The 23,866-nt window shown below is 35.2% G+C and carries 24 protein-coding genes; 19 read left to right on the top strand and 5 right to left on the bottom strand.

Annotated elements, in window-relative coordinates; all coding sequences use genetic code 11:
- Positions 1–12: 12 nt before the first annotated feature.
- A complete protein-coding gene (locus tag ACEE93_RS07515) occupies positions 13–681 on the bottom strand; it encodes a Crp/Fnr family transcriptional regulator (RefSeq protein ID WP_449155158.1) in 669 nt (222 codons plus the stop codon).
- Between the two features lie 226 nt (positions 682–907).
- Between ACEE93_RS07515 and ACEE93_RS07510 the strand changes: the two genes are divergently transcribed.
- The 12 genes from ACEE93_RS07510 (at position 908) to ACEE93_RS07455 (ending at position 11,341) form a co-directional block, all read left to right on the top strand.
- On the top strand, positions 908–1,111 hold the full coding sequence (locus ACEE93_RS07510) for a hypothetical protein (protein ID WP_449155159.1): 204 nt from the start codon (positions 908–910) through the stop codon (positions 1,109–1,111).
- Between the two features lie 334 nt (positions 1,112–1,445).
- Positions 1,446–2,198, top strand: coding sequence for a DeoR/GlpR family DNA-binding transcription regulator (locus ACEE93_RS07505; protein ID WP_449155160.1), 753 nt, complete (start codon positions 1,446–1,448; stop codon positions 2,196–2,198).
- 199 nt (positions 2,199–2,397) lie between these two features.
- Entirely contained in the window at positions 2,398–2,826 is a 429-nt protein-coding gene (lacA, locus tag ACEE93_RS07500) for a galactose-6-phosphate isomerase subunit LacA (protein WP_449155161.1), read from the top strand.
- A gap of 15 nt (positions 2,827–2,841) precedes the next feature.
- Positions 2,842–3,357, top strand: coding sequence for a galactose-6-phosphate isomerase subunit LacB (lacB, locus tag ACEE93_RS07495; protein WP_449155162.1), 516 nt, complete (start codon positions 2,842–2,844; stop codon positions 3,355–3,357).
- Positions 3,358–3,405: 48 nt separating this feature from the next.
- Positions 3,406–4,377, top strand: coding sequence for a tagatose-bisphosphate aldolase (gene lacD, locus ACEE93_RS07490; protein ID WP_449155163.1), 972 nt, complete (start codon positions 3,406–3,408; stop codon positions 4,375–4,377).
- 30 nt (positions 4,378–4,407) lie between these two features.
- Positions 4,408–4,722 (top strand): PTS lactose/cellobiose transporter subunit IIA, encoded by a 315-nt coding sequence (locus ACEE93_RS07485; RefSeq protein WP_449155164.1) that lies wholly within the window; start codon positions 4,408–4,410, stop codon positions 4,720–4,722.
- 2 nt (positions 4,723–4,724) lie between these two features.
- Positions 4,725–6,452 (top strand): lactose-specific PTS transporter subunit EIIC, encoded by a 1,728-nt coding sequence (locus tag ACEE93_RS07480; protein ID WP_449156578.1) that lies wholly within the window; start codon positions 4,725–4,727, stop codon positions 6,450–6,452.
- Positions 6,453–6,468: 16 nt separating this feature from the next.
- Positions 6,469–7,872, top strand: coding sequence for a 6-phospho-beta-galactosidase (lacG, locus tag ACEE93_RS07475; protein WP_449155165.1), 1,404 nt, complete (start codon positions 6,469–6,471; stop codon positions 7,870–7,872).
- A gap of 146 nt (positions 7,873–8,018) precedes the next feature.
- Positions 8,019–8,684: a response regulator transcription factor gene (locus tag ACEE93_RS07470; protein WP_449155166.1), complete on the top strand. Its 666-nt coding sequence runs from the start codon at positions 8,019–8,021 to the stop codon at positions 8,682–8,684.
- Between the two features lie 96 nt (positions 8,685–8,780).
- Positions 8,781–9,686, top strand: a complete 906-nt coding sequence (locus ACEE93_RS07465) for an ABC transporter ATP-binding protein (RefSeq protein ID WP_449156577.1) — start codon at positions 8,781–8,783, stop codon at positions 9,684–9,686.
- On the top strand, positions 9,679–10,428 hold the full coding sequence (locus ACEE93_RS07460; RefSeq protein ID WP_449155168.1) for a hypothetical protein: 750 nt from the start codon (positions 9,679–9,681) through the stop codon (positions 10,426–10,428). Before ACEE93_RS07465 ends, ACEE93_RS07460 begins: the two co-directional genes overlap by 8 nt.
- Positions 10,429–10,513: 85 nt before the next feature.
- Positions 10,514–11,341: a sensor histidine kinase gene (locus ACEE93_RS07455; RefSeq protein ID WP_449155169.1), complete on the top strand. Its 828-nt coding sequence runs from the start codon at positions 10,514–10,516 to the stop codon at positions 11,339–11,341.
- Positions 11,342–11,404: 63 nt separating this feature from the next.
- On the opposite strand, the gene ACEE93_RS07450 is transcribed toward ACEE93_RS07455, so the two are convergent.
- Both ACEE93_RS07450 and ACEE93_RS07445 read right to left on the bottom strand, forming a co-directional pair.
- A complete protein-coding gene (locus ACEE93_RS07450) occupies positions 11,405–12,088 on the bottom strand; it encodes a flavin reductase family protein (RefSeq protein ID WP_449155170.1) in 684 nt (227 codons plus the stop codon).
- 129 nt (positions 12,089–12,217) lie between these two features.
- Positions 12,218–13,207, bottom strand: coding sequence for an MsnO8 family LLM class oxidoreductase (locus tag ACEE93_RS07445; RefSeq protein ID WP_449155171.1), 990 nt, complete (start codon positions 13,205–13,207; stop codon positions 12,218–12,220).
- A gap of 93 nt (positions 13,208–13,300) precedes the next feature.
- On the opposite strand from ACEE93_RS07445, the gene ACEE93_RS07440 reads away from it, so the two are divergent.
- The 5 genes from ACEE93_RS07440 (at position 13,301) to ACEE93_RS07420 (ending at position 17,550) form a co-directional block, all read left to right on the top strand.
- Positions 13,301–14,311 carry a zinc-binding alcohol dehydrogenase family protein gene (locus ACEE93_RS07440; protein ID WP_449155172.1) on the top strand — a complete coding sequence of 337 codons (1,011 nt, stop codon included), beginning with the start codon at positions 13,301–13,303 and terminating at the stop codon, positions 14,309–14,311.
- Positions 14,312–14,363: 52 nt separating this feature from the next.
- Positions 14,364–15,860 carry a BCCT family transporter gene (locus ACEE93_RS07435; protein ID WP_449155173.1) on the top strand — a complete coding sequence of 499 codons (1,497 nt, stop codon included), beginning with the start codon at positions 14,364–14,366 and terminating at the stop codon, positions 15,858–15,860.
- A 343-nt stretch (positions 15,861–16,203) separates the two neighbouring features.
- On the top strand, positions 16,204–16,749 hold the full coding sequence (gene amaP / locus ACEE93_RS07430; RefSeq protein ID WP_449155174.1) for an alkaline shock response membrane anchor protein AmaP: 546 nt from the start codon (positions 16,204–16,206) through the stop codon (positions 16,747–16,749).
- Between the two features lie 12 nt (positions 16,750–16,761).
- Entirely contained in the window at positions 16,762–16,998 is a 237-nt protein-coding gene (locus ACEE93_RS07425) for a DUF2273 domain-containing protein (protein ID WP_449155175.1), read from the top strand.
- A gap of 60 nt (positions 16,999–17,058) precedes the next feature.
- On the top strand, positions 17,059–17,550 hold the full coding sequence (locus ACEE93_RS07420; RefSeq protein ID WP_449155176.1) for an Asp23/Gls24 family envelope stress response protein: 492 nt from the start codon (positions 17,059–17,061) through the stop codon (positions 17,548–17,550).
- Positions 17,551–17,594: 44 nt separating this feature from the next.
- On the opposite strand, the gene ACEE93_RS07415 is transcribed toward ACEE93_RS07420, so the two are convergent.
- Entirely contained in the window at positions 17,595–18,740 is a 1,146-nt protein-coding gene (locus ACEE93_RS07415; protein ID WP_449155177.1) for an MFS transporter, read from the bottom strand.
- 156 nt (positions 18,741–18,896) lie between these two features.
- A complete protein-coding gene (locus ACEE93_RS07410; RefSeq protein ID WP_449155178.1) occupies positions 18,897–20,834 on the bottom strand; it encodes an IucA/IucC family protein in 1,938 nt (645 codons plus the stop codon).
- A gap of 100 nt (positions 20,835–20,934) precedes the next feature.
- Here ACEE93_RS07410 and ACEE93_RS07405 point away from each other — a divergent pair, with 100 nt between their 5' ends.
- A complete protein-coding gene (locus tag ACEE93_RS07405) occupies positions 20,935–22,110 on the top strand; it encodes an MFS transporter (RefSeq protein WP_449155179.1) in 1,176 nt (391 codons plus the stop codon).
- Positions 22,100–23,860: an IucA/IucC family protein gene (locus tag ACEE93_RS07400; protein WP_449156480.1), complete on the top strand. Its 1,761-nt coding sequence runs from the start codon at positions 22,100–22,102 to the stop codon at positions 23,858–23,860. Before ACEE93_RS07405 ends, ACEE93_RS07400 begins: the two co-directional genes overlap by 11 nt.
- Positions 23,861–23,866 lie beyond the last annotated feature (6 nt).

Raw genomic sequence — 23,866 nt, 5'->3', positions numbered from 1 at the left:
ATAAAAATTGATCTAAATCAATTTTTCGAGATCTTTTTCTAAAATTTGATATGTTTTATGATTAATCCGCTTAATCAAATTTTCGTCTTCTAACTTTTTGAACGTTCGTGTTAAAGTTTCAGGTTGCATACTTAAATAAGAAGCAATATGTTTTTTAGCAAGTGACAACTCCAATTGATCACCTTCTCGATAGGTTTGAATGTATGTTAGGAGTTTAGCACGACTATCGAGTAAGCTAATATTAGACGTTTGATCTTCTGAAGCAGACAAGCGTCGTGCGAAAGCTTCAAGAAATGAAATGCTAATACTTGGATATTGTTGCATAAGGTGATAGATATCTTCTCTCGTGATAGAACATATATCGGCATCTTCTAATATTTCAGCATAGGCTGTGTTATTTAAAGAAGGATCAAACAATGCGATTTCACCAGTATAATCTCCATGCGATAAAATACGTAAAAGTTGTTCCTCACCATTATCATTTAATCGATAAATACGAACACGTCCATGATGCACGACAAATAATGAGTCGAGTACATCACCTTCCATATATAGCATAGTGCCTTTTGGATAATGACGATGTGTGACTTTTTCAAACACTAATTGAAGTGTATGATGAGGCAAGTGACTAAAAATAGGGACCTGGCTCACACAAAGCTCATGACTATGATGACATTGCATAAAAATATCCTCCTCTATAATGAAGCGATTTGACCTAATATAATGATTAATTAAAGCGTACTATGTTAAAAGAGCCTTGTCCAATTTAGTTATGTAGAATGAAAGACGGGTTTTACAAATTTTATTTAATAAGATATTATAATCAATAAGGGAAGAATGAATTAGGGAATGAAAATGATATTTAGATTATGTATGAAATCAGTAGACTATGATGGAGGAGAGCACTATGTTAAGAAATTTTGCGAATTCAATTCCAGGTCAGGTCGTTTCTTTAATCTTATCAATAGCTTTTGTCGTATTATGTTTATTTAATATTTTTTCAGTTACTACTGATGTAAAGGTCATTTTAAGCATTATTTCATTAATGATTTTTACCATCGGTTTTGTAGTTGCATTGCACAATATCTTTCAACTTAGACAAAAGCGTTAATCTTCGTATTCATAAAGAGGTTGGGACAAAAGCGTTCAGGATTTGAGCAGAAGCGAACGAAGCGCTAAAATTGTTTTTTCAAATTTTGGCGAATCGTGAACTTTCTGCCGAAAATCCTGCTTTTGGGACACCGTTAATCGGTTTCCCAGAGCATTAATGCTTTATGTCTCAACCCTTTTTTTATGATAATTGTTGATTTTTGTTGAGATATAACCCTTTTTTGTTTAAATTTGCTGTCTTTTGTAGTAAGTTATTATTAATATTAGAAAGAATGAATAATACTTTTAAAATTTAAAACCTCAAAATGATGGTGTAACAAAAAGGTGTGAAGCATTTGAATAAATATGAACGATTAGATGAAATTGCGCGTCGTGTTAATGAAAAGGGAACGATTCGTATTACAGATATTGTGGAAGACTTAAATGTTTCTGATATGACGGTAAGACGAGATTTAGTGGAGTTAGAAGAGCAAGGTGTGTTAACAAAAATACATGGTGGGGCACGTAGTAATGCAGCATTTCAGTATAAGGAAATGTCACACCATGAAAAACATACACAAAAAAGTAAGGAAAAATTTGAAATTGCTAAGAAAGCTGCAGACTTAATTGAAGAAGGAAATACAATCTTTTTAGGACCGGGGACGACAGTAGAAATGTTAGCTAAAGAAATTAATAATGAACGTTTGTCAGTAGTGACAAATTGTTTACCGGTATTTCAAATCTTACAACACAAGCAATCAGAAACGTTCTCTGTTTATTTGATTGGAGGCGCTCAACGTAAACTAACCGAATCATTTGTTGGAGAGATGGCGAATACATTACTTGAAACGATGCGTTTTTCGAAAATCTTTTTCAGTGCAAATGGTATTAAAGGCAATGAAGTGATGACTTCTTCATATGAAGAGGCGTATACACAAAAGATAGCCATTGCCCATTCCAACGAAAAATATATTTTAGCGGATGACTCCAAATTAGGTAAGGAAGATTTTGTGTCATTTTGTGATTTGAAAGATTTAACAGCGATTGTCACGAATACTTTAAATGAGGAACAATTATCAACGCTACAACGGTATATTGAAGTGATTTAATGAAATAGCATTTTATCTATAAATTGATCAACACTAGACCTATAAAATGATCTAGTGTTTTTTTGTGTTTAAATAACTGAAATACAAACAATTTATGTTGAAATATTGTTTGATAATGTGTATAATTTAAACATAAACAAAGATGAAAGCGTTTGTAATGATGTTTATATCAACATAAAATTTGGGAGGATGATGATGAATGGCTGTGATTATTGGGGCAGATGAACATGGTTTACAACTGAAAGAACATATTAAAGCATTTCTAACTGACCTTCATTATGAAGTGATTGATGTGACAAAAGCATCGCATAATGATTTTGTTGATGTGACTTTAGCAGTGGCTCAACAAGTTCAACAAAATGATACACACTTAGGGATTGTGATTGACGAGTATGGCGCAGGGAGTTTTATGGTTGCTACAAAAATTAAAGGCATGATTGCAGCTGAAGTGTCAGATGAACGATCTGCTTATATGACCCGTAGTCATAACAATGCCAAAATGATAACACTCGGGGCAGCATTAGTTGGCGAAACATTAGCAGAAAATATTGTTAGAGGATTTATCGAAGGTGATTATGATGGTGGGCGTCATCAAATTCGTGTCGATATGCTTAATAAAATGGGGTAATAGGAGGAATTCAAAATGAAAATAGCAATTGGTTGTGACCACATTGTTACAGATACCAAGATGGAAGTCTCTCAATTTTTAAAATCATTAGGCCATGACGTAATAGATTGTGGCACATATGACTTTACGCGTACACATTATCCAATTTATGGCAAAAAGGTAGGAGAAGCTGTTACACGTGGAGAAGCGGATTTAGGTGTTTGTATTTGTGGAACAGGTGTTGGAATTAATAACGCAGTGAACAAAGTCCCAGGTGTGCGATCTGCTTTAGTAAGAGATATGTCTTCTGCTTTATATGCGAAAGAACAATTAGATGCCAATGTCATTGGATTTGGAGGCAAAATTGTTGGAGAGTTATTAATGTGTGATATCATTGAGGCTTTTATTAATGCAGACTATCATCCGACAAAAGAAAATCAACAGTTAATTGAAAAAATAAAACAAGTTGAAACAAAAAATGATCATCAAAATGAGGAAGATTTTTTCAATGAATTTTTAGAAAAATGGGACAACGGTGAGTATCACGATTAATAATAGCAATTTAGATGTATCACATAACATGATAAAGAGGTGTCTTTTATGACAACAAAACAAGAATTATTAGCACAAGTTAGTAATGAAAATGGCATTATTTCAGCACTAGCATTTGATCAACGTGGGGCATTAAAACGTATGATGGCAAAGTATCAAACTAGCGAACCTGACGTGAAAGATATGGAAACACTTAAAAAATTAGTATCTGAGGAATTAACGCCATACGCATCATCAATACTTTTAGATCCAGAATATGGTTTACCGGCTACACAAGTGCGTCATAGTGAAGCTGGCTTGTTACTTGCGTATGAAAAAACAGGTTATGACGTCAATGCAAAAGGGCGTTTACCAGATTGTTTAGTAGACTGGTCAGCTAAACGTATTAAGGAAGCAGGAGGCCAAGCTGTTAAATTTTTACTTTACTACGATGTAGATGATGACGAAGAAATTAATAATCAAAAAGAAGAATATATTGAACGAATTGGTTCAGAATGTATTGCTGAAGATATTCCATTCTTTTTAGAAATTTTAGCGTATGACGATACAATTGCTGATAATAAAGGACCAGAATATGCCAAAGTGAAGCCACATAAGGTCATTGAAGCAATGCGAATTTTTTCGAAAGCACGTTTTGGCGTCGATGTTTTAAAAGTAGAAGTGCCAGTAGATATGAATTACGTTGAAGGCTTTGGAACTGGTGAGTCTGTTTATACACGTGACGAAGCGGCTCAGTATTTTAAAGAACAAGATAAAGTAACACAGTTACCTTATATTTATTTAAGTGCAGGTGTATCTGCAAAGTTATTCCAAGAAACGTTGCGATTTGCACATGATTCAGGCGCTAAATTTAACGGGGTGTTATGTGGCCGAGCGACATGGGCAGGTGCTGTTCAAGCTTATATCGAACAAGGGGAAAATGCAGCGCGCGAATGGTTACGTACAGAAGGATATGCAAATATTAATGCATTGAATCGTGTACTTAAAGAAACTGCAGTCTCATATCAAGAAAAAGCGTAAATTACTTAATGGAAATTGGAGGAGATTTCTATGAATAGAGAAGAAGTTGCAATGCTAGGGTTTGAAATTGTCGCATATGCGGGAGATGCACGTTCTAAATATTTAGAAGCTTTAACCGCTGCCCAAGAAGGAGCATATGATAAGGCTGAACAACTCATTGAAGAAGGTAATCAGTGCATTGTTGAAGCCCATAATGCACAAACGAGTTTACTTCAAAAAGAAGCAGCCGGAGATGATATTGCTTACAGTGTCACAATGATGCATGGACAAGATCACTTAATGACGACGATATTATTAAAAGATATGTTGAAACACATCATAGCATTATACAAAAGAGGGAGCTGACCATCATGCAAAAACTGATTGGATTCATTGAAAAAGGAAAGCCATTTTTTGAAAAACTCTCTCGTAATATTTATTTAAGAGCGATTCGTGATGGTTTCATATCAGCCATGCCGATTATCTTGTTTTCAAGTATTTTTATATTAATTGCCTATGTGCCGAATATTTTTGGTTTTACATGGAGTAAGCAAACTGAAGCGTTAATTATGAAACCTTATACTTATACGATGGGTGTGGTGGGGTTACTTGTTGCAGGAACGACAGCAAAAGCATTAACAGATGCTTATAACCGAAAACTGGACAGTACGAATCAAATTAACTTTATCTCAACCATGCTTGCATCTATTTGTGGATTCTTATTCTTAGCCTCAAATCCTATTGAAGCGGGTGGATTTGATAGTGCTTTTATGGGCACAAAGGGACTATTAACAGCATTTTTATCAGCTTTTATTACAGTCATTGTGTATCACATTTGTGTTAAAAATAACGTCACGATCAAAATGCCTAAAGAAGTCCCACCAAATATTTCTCAAGTATTCAAAGATTTAATTCCGTTTGGTCTAGTCATTTTAATTTTATATGGATTAGATTTGTTAGCTCGCACAGTTGTAAATACAAATGTAGCAGAAGCTATTATCAAATTCTTTGAGCCATTATTTACAGCTGCAGATGGTTGGGTTGGGATTACAATCATTTTTGGAGCGTTTGCATTATTCTGGTTCGTTGGGATTCACGGTCCTTCTATTGTTGAACCAGCTATTGCAGCAATTACGTATGCAAACTATGAAACAAACTTTAGATTAATTCAATCTGGGGAACATGCTGATAAAATTTTAACACCAGGTACGCAAATGTTTATCGTGACAATGGGCGGTACGGGGGCAACATTGATTGTGCCATTCTTATTTATGTGGCTGTCAAAGTCAAAGCGAAATAAAGCAATTGGCCGTGCTTCAGTTGTACCAACATTTTTTGGTGTAAATGAACCCATTTTATTTGGAGCGCCTATCGTGTTAAATCCAGTATTCTTTATTCCGTTTATTCTAGCACCAATCGTCAACGTGTGGATTTTTAAATTTTTCGTAGACTTTTTAGGGATGAATAGTTTTAGTGTCTTCCTACCATGGACGACGCCTGGACCTCTCGGCATTATTATGGGGACTGGATTTGAAATTTGGGCATTTGTCCTTGCGGTTACTTTGATCGTAGTCGATGTCATCATTTATTATCCATTCTTTAAAGTATATGATAAACAAATTTTAGAAGATGAATTAAAGGGTGTAGACAGTTCGGATGAGTTGCGTTCAAAAGTAGCTGATAACTTTGATACGACAAAAGCCGATGCAGTGATAGCCTCTTCTGTGGGGACTTCAACTGCTCAAGAAGTAGCGCACCAAGACGAAACTCAACATATCAATCAACAGACGAACGTCCTTGTACTATGTGCAGGTGGCGGTACGAGTGGATTGTTAGCGAATGCTTTAAACAAAGCGGCAGCAGAACATAATCAACCGGTTACAGCTGCAGCAGGTAGTTATGGAGCACACATGGATATTATGAAAGAATATGATTTAGTTATTTTAGCTCCTCAAGTTGCTTCAAATTATGAAGATATTAAACAAGATACTGATCGTTTAGGCATTCAATTAGCCAAAATACAAGGTGCAGAATATATCAAATTAACACGTGATGGAGAAGGCGCATTACAATTTGTGAAAGACCAATTTAAATAAAAGGAGCTTGAATCAAATGAAGAAGTTACCAAAAGACTTTATTTTCGGAGGCGCAACTGCTGCTTATCAGGCAGAAGGTGCTACACAAACGGATGGAAAAGGTAGAGTGGCATGGGATACTTACTTAGAAGAAAATTACTGGTATACTGCAGAGCCAGCAAGTGATTTTTATCATCGTTATCCAGTAGATTTGGAGTTAAGTGAACGATTCGGTGTGAATGGCATTCGAATTTCAATTGCATGGTCGCGTATCTTTCCAAGAGGATACGGGGAAGTAAACACACAAGGCGTAGATTACTATCATCGTCTATTTAAAGAATGTTTAAAACGCAATGTTGAACCGTTTGTAACATTACATCATTTCGATACACCCGAAACATTACATTCTGATGGTGATTTTTTAAATCGTGACAACATCGAACACTTTGTTGATTATGCGGCCTTTTGTTTTAAAGAATTTGATGAAGTGACGTATTGGACAACATTCAATGAAATTGGGCCTATTGGAGATGGTCAATATTTAGTAGGTAAGTTTCCACCAGGTATTCAATACGATTTTGAAAAAGTCTTTCAGTCTCATCACAATATGATGATTGCACATGCAAAAGCAGTAAAGTTATATAAAGATTTAGGGTATAAAGGAGAAATTGGTGTAGTCCATGCCTTGCCAACAAAATATCCTTATGATGCCAATAATCCAGAAGATGTTCGTGCAGCAGAGCTTGAAGACATTATTCATAATAAATTTATTTTAGATGCCACATATCTTGGTCGTTATTCAGAAGAAACAATGGCAGGTGTCAATCACATATTGGAGGTTAACGGAGGCACATTAGATTTACGTGAAGAAGATTTTAAGGTGCTTGAAGCGGCAAAAGATCTTAATGACTTTTTAGGTATTAACTATTACATGAGTGATTGGATGCGTGGCTTTGACGGGGAAAGTGAAATTACGCATAACTCCAAAGGAAATAAAGGTGGGTCTAAGTATCAATTAAAAGGTGTCGGACAACGTGAGTTTGATATTGATGTACCTAGAACCGATTGGGATTGGATGATTTATCCAAAAGGATTGTATGATCAAATTATGCGTGTTAAAAAAGATTATCCTAACTATAAAAAGATTTATATTACTGAAAATGGGTTAGGGTATAAAGATGAGTTTGTCGATGGCACAGTCCATGACGATGCACGTATTGATTATGTAAAACAACATTTAGAAGTTATCGCTGATGCGATTGAAGATGGTGCCAATGTAAAAGGGTATTTCATTTGGTCACTTATGGATGTCTTCAGTTGGTCTAACGGTTATGAAAAACGTTACGGCTTATTCTACGTTGATTTTGATACTCAAGAACGCTATCCGAAAAAAAGCGCATATTGGTATAAACAATTAGCCGAAACACAAATCATTGAATAACAGGCGAAAACCCTGCGACAAATTGATGTCGTAGGGTTTTTAATTTATATTTTAATACAGGAATTTAAATGTGGTATATTGAATAACAGATACATATAGCATTAACTTAAAGTGGTATAGCACGCTTTAAAAGGAGTTAATAGGAAATGAAAGCACTAATTATAGAAGATGATATTGAAATAGCACACATTTTATCATTAATGTTAGCTAGAGAGAATATTCGTTCTGTTATTGCATATAGTGGGGAAGAAGGTATTTCGGTTTTTGAAGAGGTACAATTTGATATTATCCTGTTAGATTTAATGTTACCTCAATTATCTGGTCAAGAAGTGTTGGATTATATCCGTCAAAAAAGTAATGATAAAGTCATTGTCATATCGGCAAAAAATGATGTGAAAGAAAAAGTAGCATTGTTATCAGCTGGAGCAGATGACTACATTACGAAGCCTTTTGATCAAGAAGAGGTCCTCGCTAGGGTGTTTGTACAATTACGAAATGTTCATCCCGATGATACAAATGAAGTAAAAAAATGGAAAGCTTTAGAAGTAGATGTTTCAAAAAGAGAAGTGACGCTTGAAACACAACCTGTGCCTTTAACTAATATTGAATATGATATTATTAAGTACTTTATTTCGCATCCCGAAAAGCCATTAAGTAAGCAACAAATATACGAACAATTGTGGACTGGGCCATATTTAGGAGATGACAATACAGTAAGTATGCATATGTCTAATATCCGAAAGAAATTCTCGAAAATCACTCAAGAACCTTATTTTAAAACCGTATGGGGCATTGGGTTTATGCTCATTTAACTTTATGAATTCTTTATACTTTACTTAAAGTTTCTTTGAGTACAACAAAGTACAATAAAAGTTATTAAAGTAAAGGAGGTTCTAATATTGGAAACTGTGATTCAAAGTCATCAATTGACAAAGGTGTATCGTCATCAAAAGGTGTTGGATGCATTAGATTTTCAAGTGAATAGTGGAGAGATATGTGCAGTTATAGGGAAAAACGGCGCAGGTAAATCAACTTTATTTAAACTAATAGCCAATGAGATATTTCCCTCGTCGGGGGAATTAATGATTTATGGCGAGAAGCACTCAAACACATTAACCAAAAGACGTTTTGGTTTTTTAATTGAGAAAACGCCATTTTTTGAAGATTTATCAGCTTTAAAAAATTTAACTTATATTGCTAAATTAAGGGGAGTAACAGATAAAAAAAGAATTGATCAAGTGTTACATACAGTAGGATTATCAAACGCTAAGCATAAAAAAGTGAAAACTTTTTCTGTCGGTATGCATCAACGGTTAGGTATTGCTCAAGCCCTTTTACATAATCCTGATTGCTTAATATTAGACGAGCCAATTAATGGATTAGATGCTCAAGGTATAGCGGATATTCGCTACTTATTAAAATCATTAAATAAAGAATATGGAATGACGATTTTAATTTCAAGTCATATTTTGTCTGAACTTAAACTAATAGCAGATCGATTTATATTTCTAAAAAATGGACGGATCTTAGAAGCGTTGACAAGTGAAGCGTTAGAAGCAAAGTCGACTAAATATATTATTCTTAAATCTGAAGAACCTTCAAAAGCAGTTAGGTTATTAGAAAGCCATTTTAAAGATATACAGTATTCAGTACTCCATGATCAATCAATTAAAATTGACAGTGATATAGAACGTATCAATGAAATTAATAAACTACTTGTGAATCATAATATCACTATTAAAGAATTGAAATTAGCACAGAGAAATATAGAAGACTATTTCTTTGAGTTAGAGGGGGAACAAGATAATGTATAATATTTTTTCGAGTGATTGCTATCGTATTAGTCAGAAAAAATCGTTATGGATACTCGCCTTTATCAGTATTGTTCTCGTTTTCTTAGCAGCTTGTACGTTACTTTATTTTGGTCACAAAGATGCATCGTTTCGATATTTTCGCTTTGATTTTTATGTAATGAACGCAATTAGTCTTAACCTTGTCACGTTGTTAATTACTTACTTATTTGGGGTAACACTTTTATCTGCTAATGACTACCATGTAACGCAATATGCAATTGATTTTGGTTACCATAGAAGTGACATTTTTTTAGGGAAGTTGAGTGTCTCATTAATAACTTATCTTATATATTCAGGTCTAATTTTTATAGAAATGATGTTATTGGGGGCCTTATTATTCCCTGACTTTCAGGATAAGTGGCTCGTTACACTCAAAGCAGTGACGAATATGGTTCCGATTTTTTTATCAGTGTTGTGTGTTGCATTTTCTTTAGCCATCATTCGAGTGTCTTATATTGTGACTATTTTTGTGATTGCTTTCATTTATTTATTATCTGAAAAAATGATGTACCAGTTGGGGAAATATAATCAAATTTTTGAGATGCTTCATCAATTTACACCTGGTGAGTTATATTTACATAACTTAGATGGGTATTACAGTCAAAATCTCTCGTTTGAAGCCTCATACTGGCTAGTCGGAATATGCATTTCAATTATATTTTTAACATTTAGCTACTTTATTTATCGAAGAAAAGAAATTTAATTTAAAGGGGTAGAGTATGTGGTGGTTATTCCTTATTAGTATATGTTTGATGATATATCTACTTGTGAAATGGTTATTGATAAAAATGGAAATCAATCGAGTGACGCGTCAACTCAATTATTTGAGAGCACATCGATTTAGTAATCGTGTCATTGAATCTTCGACAGATCGACAATGCGTTTCATTAATCAATGAAATCAATGCATTACTGACGCAACAAAAGGAAGAGCGAAAAAAATACATTTTAAAAGAACAAGCGATTAGAGAGGAAATTACAAATGTTTCTCACGATTTTCGCACCCCTCTCACTGCGATTAAAGGTTATGTTCAGCTTTTAGAATCAGAAGGTGTGAATAGAGAGGAACAAAAAGAAACGTTGAAGATTATTAATCAAAAAGTAGATATTTTAACACAATACGTAGATCAATTTTATGATATAACTTTACTTCAATCACGAGATTATCCAGTTAACCTATGTTATGCCTCTTTAAAACAAGTGTTAGATGAGGTATTACTATCATATTATACTCAATTAGAAGCTCATCATATTATTCTTCAAAAGTATGAGGTCACAACGCAACATGTATTTATGGATATCAATCATACTAAACGTATTTTTAATAATCTAATGGATAACATACTTAAATACTGTAAAAGTTATGTGCTCATCGAAATGAAAGTAAAAGAAGATGCTGTTAACCTTTATCTATCGAATGATGTATCTACAAAGAAGGAGATAGAAGTTGAAAAGTTATTTGAGCGAACATATACGACGGAGTTAAATCGTAAAAATGGGGCAGGTATCGGATTATATCTTGTACGCTCATTAATGGGGTTACAAAATGGATCCGCAACTATAGAACAACATGATGCACTGTTTACTGTGTCCTTAAAATTTAACATTCATCATTAAGGTAAAAACGAGGGTGGGAAACCTATTCACATTATCCCATCCTCGTTTATTACTTCATCGATGTTAATCTTCTTTATTATCAAAGTTACGTCCTTCAAGCCCTGCTAATTCTTCTTTTGAGGCTTTTGGTGCTTTCATTTCAAATATTTCGTCAACAACCGTGTAATCATAATAACCTAATCGCGCAATTGGACGTATAGATTGAATATCTAATTTTCCATTGTCTAGAATCACTTCATCATCAATATGAACTTGAGCAACGCGACCGATGACAATATCAACTGTAGAGACTGGATCCCCTGTAGGAATGCGAACTGTTTGAACATACTCACACTCAAATTGGACGGGTGATTCTTTTACGCGATAACCTGGCGCTTCAATACAATCTTCTTTAGTTACGCCTGCAAATTCGAATTCATCTTCTTCTGGTGGTAAGGCTTTGGATGATAAGTTCACCGCTTCTCTTAAGTCATACGTTGCCATGTTCCATACGAACCAACCTGTTTCTTCAGCATTTTTAACGGTATCTTTACGTTCATGATCCCCTAATACCGATTGATTCGCTGCAAACATAACCATTGGTGGATCCCAAGTTAAGTTTTGATATTGACTGTATGGTGCTAAATTGTCGTGACCGTCTTTGGATTGAGTAGAAATCCATCCAATTGGCCTAGGTACTGTACTACTTTTAAATGGATCGTGAGGTAATCCATGACTTCTTACCCCTTGTTTTGGTGAATAATGCATAATGAATGTGCCCCCTTAAAAATAATTTTAATCAACATGCATATTGATAATAATAAAATTTAAAAAATGCTTAATATACTTATTCACTATTAGGGTAGGGGGCTAAACATTAAGTTTAATAGTCAGTCGCTAAATCAGCGGTGCGAGCTGTTTTAAACAATTTTTTCTATTTTCTTCACCATAGAGTTGTGGTAATACGAGTAGTTCGTCGGCTTCAAAAAAGTGTTGAAGGTGATGCAATTGTTCTCGTACAGCAGTTGGCGTACCACTCACAACACGTTGAGCATTGTGTTGACGTTTCGTTTGTTCTCTTGTCGACCAATCCTTTGTTGCTAAAGAGTCAGGCGCATATAACGTGGATGGTTGTTTTAAATAATGAATACGCTGTAACCAGTAGTGTAAACTGTCTTCAAGTTGGTTACGAATGCTCTCGTTTTCATGTGTAAGGACAAAAGTAGATACTATCACATAAGCTTTACGCTCAGGGTGATAGTGTTGAAATGTTGTACGATATTGTTGAATCACTTCTTTTTTACTAGAAGTTAATTGGCCAAAAGGGGCAAACACAAAGATCGCACCTAAACGCCCAGCTCGTTCTGCGCTTTCTAACGATGAGCCAAGTATAGCTATTTGTGGCATGGATGAAGTATGTGGCATTGCTTTTAAAGTTTTAAAGCGATGTGTTTGTGTAGTATCTTCAGTGAAATATTTATATAAATCGATTAATTGTTGATCAAAATCAACCATTTCTGTTTTACCTTCATTCAGTGCTTCAAATACGTTTTGATAACTTTTTGAATGGCCCAAAGCAAGATCGGTCCGATTGGGGTATCTTGCTTCTAGCATTTTAAATGTTTCAGCGACTTTGTAAGCACTATAATGAGGAAGCATTATACCACCAGCGCCAACTCTTATTTTAGATGTATTTTCAAGAATCATCGTTGCTAAAATTTCTGGTGCACTTGAGGCCACGGAATTGACTTTATGATGTTCTGATAACCAATATCGATGAAATCCTAATGATTCTGCATATTGAGCAAGTTCAATACTATGCTGTAACGCATCATTTGCCGTACGTTCTTCAAAAATAGGACTATAATCTAAAATACTTAAACGCATATTGGTCTTCCTTTCATATGATATACTACAATTATTAAAGAAAGTATTAAGAATCTCGAGTAACTTGCTTACATTAAAAAAGGGGGAAACGGTATGACATCTATTATTGCGACACAACCGTTTGAATTATCAGAGGGGAATTTATTTCAAACAAAATCATGTACGCAACCTACTGTTAAAGGAAAGGAAGTATTAATTAAAGTCCAAGCTTCTGGTGTGAATCCGATTGACACTAAAACGCGCAAGACACCAATTCAAGGTGACCACCGTATTTTAGGTTACGAAGGTGCTGGTATTGTTGAAAAGGTGGGAGAAGCGGTTGAACATTTTCAGTCAGGTGATAAAGTAATGTATGTGAGCGCACCGAAGTGGCAAGGGTCAAATCAGACGTATCAAGTGCTAGAAGAGGATTATATTGCGCTCATGCCAGATCATTTATCCTACGTTGAAGCGGCCAGTCTTCCATTAACTGCCTATACGGCTTACGAAACGTTATTTGATATTTTTGGGATTCATCAAGATCCAAATTTGAATCAAGGCAAGGTACTTTTAATTATTAACGGTGCCGGGGGTGTCGGATCTATTGCGACTCAAATTGCAAAAGCATATGGATTAACAGTCATAACTACTGCGTCAAGAGACGAGACAATTGAATGGTCCAAAAAGATGGGAGCGGATGATGTATTAAATCACCGCCACTCTTTAGAGGAACAATTCGAAGCATTACCATTTACACAACCTGATTATATTTTCTGTACATATGATACGGACCATTATTATCAAACAATGATTGATTTGATTAAACCACGTGGTCATATCGCAACCATCGTGGCATTTAAAGAAAATCAAGATTTAAATGCATTAAAAGCTAAGAGTGTAACATTTACGCATGAATCAATGTTTACACGTTTAACATATGGGATTGAGACAGAGCGTTATCGTGAGTATTTACAAGATGTAACATTGAAATTGCGAGAGGGCACATATATCCCAACTTTAACGGAAGTGTTAGAAGGATTAACGAGTGAGCACGTATTTGAGGCGCATCAAAAAATGGAAGCACAAGCCCATGTCGGTAAGTTAGTCATCAACGTCAACGATTAAATCATGTCGGATAGGGAAAATGATGGAAAACAAATACTGAGGTGTATAAAGGATGCAAAAAAGAAAAGTCGGCACAGTATTTTGGGTCTCACTCATTTTATGTGCTGTATTCGTGTTATTAGGGGCTATTTTCCCGAATAATATGGAACGCATCACACAAGATATCACCGATTGGATTTCTAAATATTTCAGTTGGTTCTATTTACTACTTGTGCTTGCGTTATTTTTAGTATGTATTTATTTATTGTTTTCTCGCTATAGCCAGATTACGTTAGGAAAAGAAGGAGAGGCTCCTGAGTTTTCATTAAAATCTTGGTTTGCGATGTTATTTAGTGCAGGTATGGGGATTGGTTTAGTGTTTTGGACAACGGCTGAACCGATTTCACATGCGTATACAGCAACACCAATTCATGAAGCGGGCACACAAGCTGCTATTAATGATAGCTTTCAGTTTGCTTTTTTCCACTGGGGCATTCACGCGTGGGCTGTATATGGTATTGTAGCCTTAGTTTTTGCTTATTTTAATTATCATAAAGGATATGCAGGCTTAGTTAGTGCTACGTTGACGCCACTATTTGGTGAAAAGCGGATGCAAGGGCCACTGGGTCGTGTGTTAGATATTTTAGCGGTGATTGCTACAGTAACAGGGGTAGCCGCAACATTAGGATTTGGTGCCTTACAAATTGGTGAAGGTTTACATTTCTTATTTGGGATTCCAGCTAATTTTACGACTCAAATTTTAATTATTATTGTGGCTACTGCTTTATTTACATGGTCCACATGGTCAGGTATTAGTAAAGGGATTAAGACGTTAAGTAATATTAATATGGGTATTGCATTTATCGTCTTACTAGCTGTGTTTATTATTGGTCCAACACTGTACATATTAAATACATTTACGAATGGTTTAGGTAATTATATCGCTAACTTCTTTGATATGAGTTTACGTATGCCAATCAACAATGATGACAAGTTTGAATGGATGCGTAAATGGACAGTGTTTTATTGGGCATGGTGGATTTCTTGGGCACCTTTCGTAGGTATTTTCATCGCACGTGTGTCAAGAGGTCGTACGATTAAAGAATTCATTGTCGGCGTATTATTTGTACCCGCATTCGTCTGCTTTATCTTCTTTGCGGTGTTTGGTGCAACGGCCGTCTATCTTCAAGATAATGGCATTGCCAATATTGCGAAAGAAGCGACTGAGACAGCGACCTTTGCGACGTTATCGCATTTTCCATTTGGCTACGCAATTAGTATTTTAACGCTTGTAGTTGTGATGATTTTCTTCGTAACATCAGCTGACTCAGCCACATATGTATTAGGTATGTTAAGTACGAAAGGGGATCATAATCCATTAAGTGTCGTTAAAGTAAGTTGGGGCATTATGTTAGCCTTATTTGCATTAATTATGCTATTAACTGGTGGTACACAAGCGATACAAAACTTACTTATTATCGCTGCCTTACCGTTCTCCTTTGTCATCATCTTTATGGTGTGGTCCTTATTTAAAGCACTCGCCAAAGAGCGGCCAAGGTTAAAAAAATAATGAACGATTAGAAATGAGGTTGGGACAAAAGCGTTCAGGATTTGAGCAGAAGCGAACGAAGCGCTAAAATTGATTTTCAAATTTTGGCGAATCGTGAACTTTCTGCCGAAAATCCTGCTTTTGGGACACCGTTAATCGGTTTTCCAGAGCATTAACGCTTTATGTTTCAACCCCATTTTGTTATGCCAAAAGTTATTTCAGACTATCGCTATATTATTTATCCAAATATGAAGTGATAAAAAAATATAAAATTATAAGAAAACACCATCCTTAATGCGTTTTTTATTTAATTGAATAGGGTATAGCTAAATGTAAACGATAAGAATGCGAGGTGACTTGAGACATGAAGCGATTGAAAAACTTTATTTTAGGTATTTTAATTGTCGTGATTGTAGGCTTCTTACTTTTTATGTACATAGATTATAGTCCAATCACACAATATCAAAACTATTTCTATCAATTTAACTGGTTCCAACCATTATTGATAGGTTTAGCTGCTTTATTAATTTTAATAGGTTTAATCTTATTCTTTAGCACATTTAAACCAACGCATCGTAAACCAGGATTGTATCAAGTTTATAGTGATGGACATATCTATGTATCACGTCGATCTATTGAAAATACGGTGTATGACACAGTTAAAAAATATGATGATATCCGTCAACCAAACGTGGTATCCAAATTGTATAATAAGAAAAGTAAAAGTTTTATCGACATTAAAGTGGATTATTTAGTACCATCTGATGCAGTTAATATTCAAACTTTAAATCAAAATGTCCGTGAAGATATCAAACAAAGCGTTGAGCGTTTTGCGGAATTACCAGTACGTAAGCTTGAAATTAATGTTCGTGATCAACGAAAAAATCCAAATTCACCACGTGTCGTATAAGGAGGGAATCGCATGGCTCAAAATGATAAAGAACGTCAAGATTCAGTAGAACAATTAGCAATGATTTTTAATCAATATAAATGGCGCATTATTGGGTTTTTCTTTTTCTTAATTATTGCGATTTTGTTCTTAACACTTGGCTTTTGGAAGACAGTATTAATCGTTGTCTTATGTTTAATCGGAATTGGTATAGGGTATATTAAAGACCGTACACAAGATTTCTTGAATTTTCTTAATCGACTTAGTTAAATGATGTAAAATTTAAAATGTGAATTAAAATTAAATTCATAAAAAAAGGAGTTTTGAACAATGGCTAACCAAAATAATAATGTAAAAGAAGCTTACAACAATCAAACTGGTGTTAACGAAAAAGAACGCGAAGCGCAACAATCACAACAACAACCTCAATTCAAAAATAGCTTAACTTTCAACGATGAAGTTGTAGAAAAAGTAGCAGGCATTGCTGCACGTGAAGTTCAAGGTATTTTAGATATGAAAGGCGGCTTCGTTGATAGCATCAGCGGTTCATTCTCAAGTGGTAATAACGTAACACAAGGTGTAAGTGCTGAAGTTGGCGAAAAACAAGCTGCAATTGACTTAAAAGTTATTTTAGAATATGGCGAATCAGCACCAAAAATCTTCCGTAAAGTAACAGAAGTTGTTAAAGAACAAGTTAAACACATCACTGGTTTAGATGTTGTAGAAGTAAATATGCAAGTTGATGATGTGATGACTCGTAAAGAATGGCAACAAAAAAATGAAAAAAACAGAGACAACAATGAAAACAAAGGATTACAATAATCCACAATAAATGATTAAAGGTTGGGATAAGCTCCCAACCTTTTTTACGTATGTCGAGGTTTTAAAGTAAAGACAATAATCAGTGCAATGATGCCTAAAATAGCAGAAATATAAAGCGTAGCAAATAAACTAATAGTTGAAACAATCACACCACCTACTAATGCTCCAAAACCAATTCCTGCATTAAGTATGGACATATTCCAACTCATAACTTGACTGTGATCCCCTTGGACTTCATCAATTAAACCTGATTGAATCGCAGGGTTGGTACTCCATTGAATGATATGCCATAAAAATAACACCAATAATAATAAGATGGTCGCACTCCACAATTGATTGAGGACTAAGATTACTACGATGAAACAGGCGATACTAATCAGTAACCATAGTTTAGGAGATAAACGATCCGTTAAATAACCTCCCATCGCGGTACCAATCATACCAGCAACCCCAATGAGTAGTAATGCAAGAGAAACAAATTGAATAGTGTGACCTCCAGATAAAATTAAAGGATTGATGTAAATATAAGCTAGTGAATTAGCAGTTAATATTATAAATGTGATCGCTAATAACTTAACAATTTGCGCTTTACTATGAATGGTTTGTGTCATAGATGATGTAGAGGATTCAGATTGCATTGTAATATGTTTAGGCAGATAAATACTTAATAGAATCCCTGCAAGCACACCAGCAAGCATAATCATTCCAAATGTATAGCGCCAACCTAACCAGTCTCCAATGAGCGTACCAATCGGGACACCAAATACATTTGCGCCACTAAAACCAGTATAAACAATACCTAGCATTTTACCGCGGTTTTCTGGACGGGTTAAAGCGACCGTTACGGCTAAAATTTTAACCACAATTAAAGCAGCTGCCGCAGAAGAAAGAATACGGCCAATGATTAAAATGATAAAGTTTGGCGATATGGCAATCATAAGATTTCCTATTACAAATGCTGCAATCGTCCACAACAACACATAGCGAGGGGAATAGTTTTCAGTGAGTTTTACTAAAATAGGACCTGAAATCGCAAACGTAAATGCATAAATGGTCACGAGTTGTCCGATCCACGCTTCAGATACGTTCAAATCTGTACTCATCAAATTCATGACACCTGCCACGACCATTTCTACCATGCCTACGATAAACACACTCAACATAAACGTAAATGTTCGCATAACCGTCATATGCCGTACCTCTTTTCAAACAAAATTTATAAAAACTTTAATCAATCATTTAAATATATGAAGAAGCTTCAAATGATACTTTCAAAGTGTACCATAATCATTCAGAGGTGTCGAAGTTTGATAAGGGGGCTATATACGGTTATGCGATGACATCAACTACAGTGGATTATTTACTTTTATATAAGTGTATTCATGCGCTTCATCTAATAAACGCATCGTTGTGACACATTTGTAATCAATGGTTTCATTAAAGAAAGTAGATTCAATGCGTTGAATACGTTCTTTATTTTGAGTGTCTTCATAAAATAAAGAGAATAGAGATTGAATACGATCACTTACATATTGCCAAAGATGTGATTCTAAGTCTTGGTATGAATAATGTTTAACAATCGTTGCGACGAGTTCGCCTAAGTGATTTTGAATGGTTGAATAAAAAGCTTTGTTAAATACTGTTGTTTGACTATCTGTTAAAATACGAGATTTTTCATGAAAGTCAGTGGTATCGTAACCTGCTTTATTTAATTGTTTGACATCGATACGTAATCCTTCAAAATCACGAATAAACATTTTATTTAAACTGCCGTCATTTTGATTGAAAACAGCAATACTATTTTGTAAGTGTGCTTCTAACGCAATACTATATTTAACAAGTAGTGGTACTACAAAATCAACGAGTGCTGTCGCATAATCTTTAAACCAAGATTCAATAGCGACGAGTTCATCGAGTTCTGAATGTGCGCGCATATAACGTTCGATGAGTTCGATCATTAAAGCTTGCTCGTTGCCATATGATACAACCAGGCTTGATGCAATAACGGGCAGGTCATTTGATTCGACATAATCATAAATATTTTGACGATATAATGTACCGAGTTGTTCACTACGACGTTCTTGATGACTATCGTCATCGTATGAGGCATAAAAATGAGCGCCAGCTAATTCTGGAATATGTTGGGCTGCAACGGTATCAAACCAGTGATCTTCCTCCACGATTGAATCAAGTATACGGCTTACAAGTGGACCGTTGTGAGTGGTCTGTTCTGATAATGTACGAATTTCTCCAGTAATATGCACATTTGTAGATAATTTTATATGTGGTGAACAATCCGGCAACTGTGGCATCAGTGTACGGAATGATAAACCAGCATAATAAGTATGTGTATAATCTAAAGGAATAAGATAATGTTGGTCGAGTTCGTTTTGATAATCTTCATGCATGACGTGATCATATTGCCATGGATGGATAATCATAATGGCATAATCTTCTAATGTTGCCTCATCTTCTAATGCTTCAACTGCTTGTTGTTTTAGACCGTCAAACATGTTGAAAATGACTTCTGAATAATCCTCATTAGGACTTTGCACACGCACGATATCTCGGTGTACTAAAATAAATTTCAATTGAATTGGTTGCGCATATTCTGACGCATATTGAATGGTCTCTAAAGTGGTCATTCCTTTACGGAGCTTAGCGCCAGGATGAAGCGGGTGACCTTCAATGACATTTTGTTCTGAAGCTAGGTAAGGATCTTGATGTGTTTCAAGATGATGCAGTATAGATTGATGAGATAAATGATGACGTTGATGATAACTTAGGGCCATTGTCATGTTTGCAGCACTGTTTTCAAGGTCATCATAAAATTGTTTCGCATTTTCACCATCTAATTGTTTATCTTCTTGAAGAATCACTTTTAAAATGTCGTTTGGGTGTTGAATACGTTGATACGTATGACCATCTTTCCAATAAAATGGCCCCGCGACATCGATACGATTAAAGGCGTGTTCTCCTACAACTTTGGCACAAATCGTGCGTTGAGTATATGTAAACGTAATTGTGACGACGTTACCTGATTTAAAAGGACTGTTAACGAGTTGATGGGCACCATATAAATGCGCATGATCAAACCCATTAACTAAATTTTCTCGATAGATTGAGCTGATAAGTCGCGCAGAAATTTGATCGCGCCCTTCATAGACTGTCTCTAAAAATGTTTGAGCCCACTCTGAATTATATTCCATTAGTGTTTCATAACATGATGTTTCATCTTTAGTGAGCATTATATTATTTTTATCTTCAATTTCACTTGAATACATTAAAGCACCTCATTCTTTTTATTTTACAAATGCAATGATGATTCGTATAATCCATAATATCGGAAATGAGAATGATTATCAATTAAAGAGGGTGAAAAAATTGGCCAAATGGTTTTTTCCGAGTTCTTTTTTTCTATTTTTAGGTAACTGGATAGGGCAAATTGCGCTAAACTGGTATGCTTTCCAAATTAATCACAATGCGATGGATTTGGCATTTATCAACTTTTTTCGCTTAGCCCCTATCTTTTTATTAAGTGTATGGGCGGGAGTGATAGCTGACCGCTATTCACGGAGTACATTAATTAAAATCACGGTTTCAAGTTCATTCATTACCACAGCCATATTAACAGGTATGATTGTGTCACTTGGAAGCGTATCGATATATGTATTATATGTTTATGCATTAATTCGAGGTACCATCAGTGCGATGGAGACACCTGTGCGTCAGGCTGTCTTACCGGATCTTTCTCAACGATTATCTGTTTCAAAAGCAGTCTCTTATCACTCTTTTATTTTAAATATTTGTCGCTCTATTGGACCAGCAGTAGCCGGCTTTTTAATCGGTTTAACAACAATACAATGGGCATTTATTGCTCAAACTGCTTGTTACATTGTAGCAGTGGGCATGAGTTTACCACTTAAATTACGTTCACAATACGTTAAAGAGAAAAAAGGCTTCTCTTTACGTGTAGCATTAGACTATTTTAAGACGCATCACTTAGGAAGACGGATGATGTTTACTTCATTTTTAATTATGGCTACAGGGTATTCATATAATACTTTAATGCCGATATTAACGGATTATCGCTTTCCAAATAATGCCTCGGTCTTCGGTACGGCGATGACAATTAGTGCGATTGGTGGTATTATAGCAACTTTATTAATTCCAAAAATTTTAAATCATTTCAAAGCATCTAATTTATATTTTATGAGTTCAATTATTTTTGGTTTATCATTAATATTGATTGAAGTATCAGGCATTTATACATTATTTGTTGTAATTTTCTTGGTAGGCTTATTTGGGCAGTTTGCTCGTACATCAAACCGTATTTATTTTCAAAATGATACGGCACCTGAACATCGCGGTAAAATATTAAGTATTGTCATGATGGATAGAGGTATGATTCCATTTGGTGCGATGTTAATGAGTGTCTTTACAGAGGCGATTGGGATTGTTCAAACATTCTTATTAATGGGTATTGCCACAATGGTCATTGCAATAGTGGGGTATCTTATTCAAATTCTATTTAATGGAGGCGTAAAACATGAGCATTAATAGTCAAACGCAAGCAGATCAAAATATACAATATCGCGTATTTTTAGCGTGTGTAAAAGAACAGTTATTTCCCGAGGACACTGACGTTCAAATAGGTTCCAATCAAATTGAAGTGCGTCGCCACCAATATTATTTAGCTGTCCCATTTCAAACAGCGAGTGCGCTTTATCAGTTTACATTTAATGGACCGATTACATTTAAAGCGACTACGACGACAACGATTGAAAGTTTAGGAGAATTGATTGATATTTTAACGACATATTTTGATATTCCGTTTCATCAACGCTTAATTGATGAGTTGGATTCTAGTTCAAAAGGACTGGCTTTAAGTTATGAGCAATTGCATCAACGTCAAACAACCATGCAACACTCATTAAAATTCTCGAAATTACCTAATACGTTGAATTTCTTTTCTTGGTTAATACATATGAATGGAGAGCGTACGTTTTCGGGCCTTGGTTATACTGAAGGAATGGTATGGGAAGGTCACCCGTCCCATCCATTAACTAAAACAAAATTGCCTTTAACACAAGAGGAAATACAACGTTATGCACCGGAGTTTATGAAAATTATTCCGCTTCGCATTGTACTGATTCATCGTGATGATTTAATTGAAACTACAATGGAGCCAGAGCAACAATTTATCCTTAACGAGATCATTCCAGAAAAGAAATCTGAGTTGAAACGCTTCCTCGAACCATTAAATGCAACGCTTGATCATTATCGAGTTATGTTTGTTCATCCATGGCAATATGACAATGTCATTACGGAAGTCTTTGCAGACAAAATTGAAACTTTACGTCTTATTCCGACACCATTTACAGTAGACAGTCGTGCGACTTTATCTTTCCGTACGATGGCACTTGTCGACAAACCTTATCACATCAAATTGCCAGTTAACGTTCAAGCAACAAGTGCGGTGCGTACCGTTTCAACTGTAACAACAGTAGATGGACCGACATTAAGTTACCAATTACAAGATATGCTTGAGCGTTATGATTCCTTAAGGGCGGCCAAAGAACCCTATGGCGCTTATATCAATGTGGATCAAGATACCGCGCGTCAATTAGCAATGATTGTACGTTTTGCACCAAATTCCAAAAATGAGGATGCTTTACAGGTCGTAACAGCAGCTTTAACACAAATCAATCCTGTTGATCATCAAGTCACAGTAGATAGCTTAATCGAATATTTATACGACAATATTAATAAAGACAGTATCCAACAATTTGTTCGAGACTATGCTAGTCAGTTGATTCCGCCATTAATTGCTTATATTCAATCATATGGTATTGCATTAGAAGCGCATCAACAAAATACTGTGTTAGAAATTCATCCAACCACTCATGCGTTTACTTTTATGGTAAGAGATTTAGGTGGTGCGCGTATCCATCCAGAGACCATTAAACAATCAGTGCCGAATATCGACATCACTAATAAAAGTCTAATCGCAGAGGATATTACGGATGTGGTTGCTAAATTTCAACATGCTGTGATTCAAAATCAATTTGGTACATTAATTCATCATTTTCATCATGCACATGAAGTGTCAGAATCCACATTATATACCATTGTCCATGATGTGATTAAAGAAGCCATTGATGATCGATTGCCACATGCCGAAACGTTACGAGATATTTTATTTGGAGAAACGTTGACTGTAAAAGCATTACTGAATATGCGTTTAAAACAACAAGTAAAAAAATACGTTCAAATTCAATTAGATAATCCCATTAAAGATGAGGTGTAACAGGTG

It is taken from the genome of Staphylococcus sp. 11262D007BW, from assembly GCF_053547815.1.
Note: the sequence above shows the minus strand (reverse complement) of the source record. Positions and strands in the feature narration are given on the sequence as shown.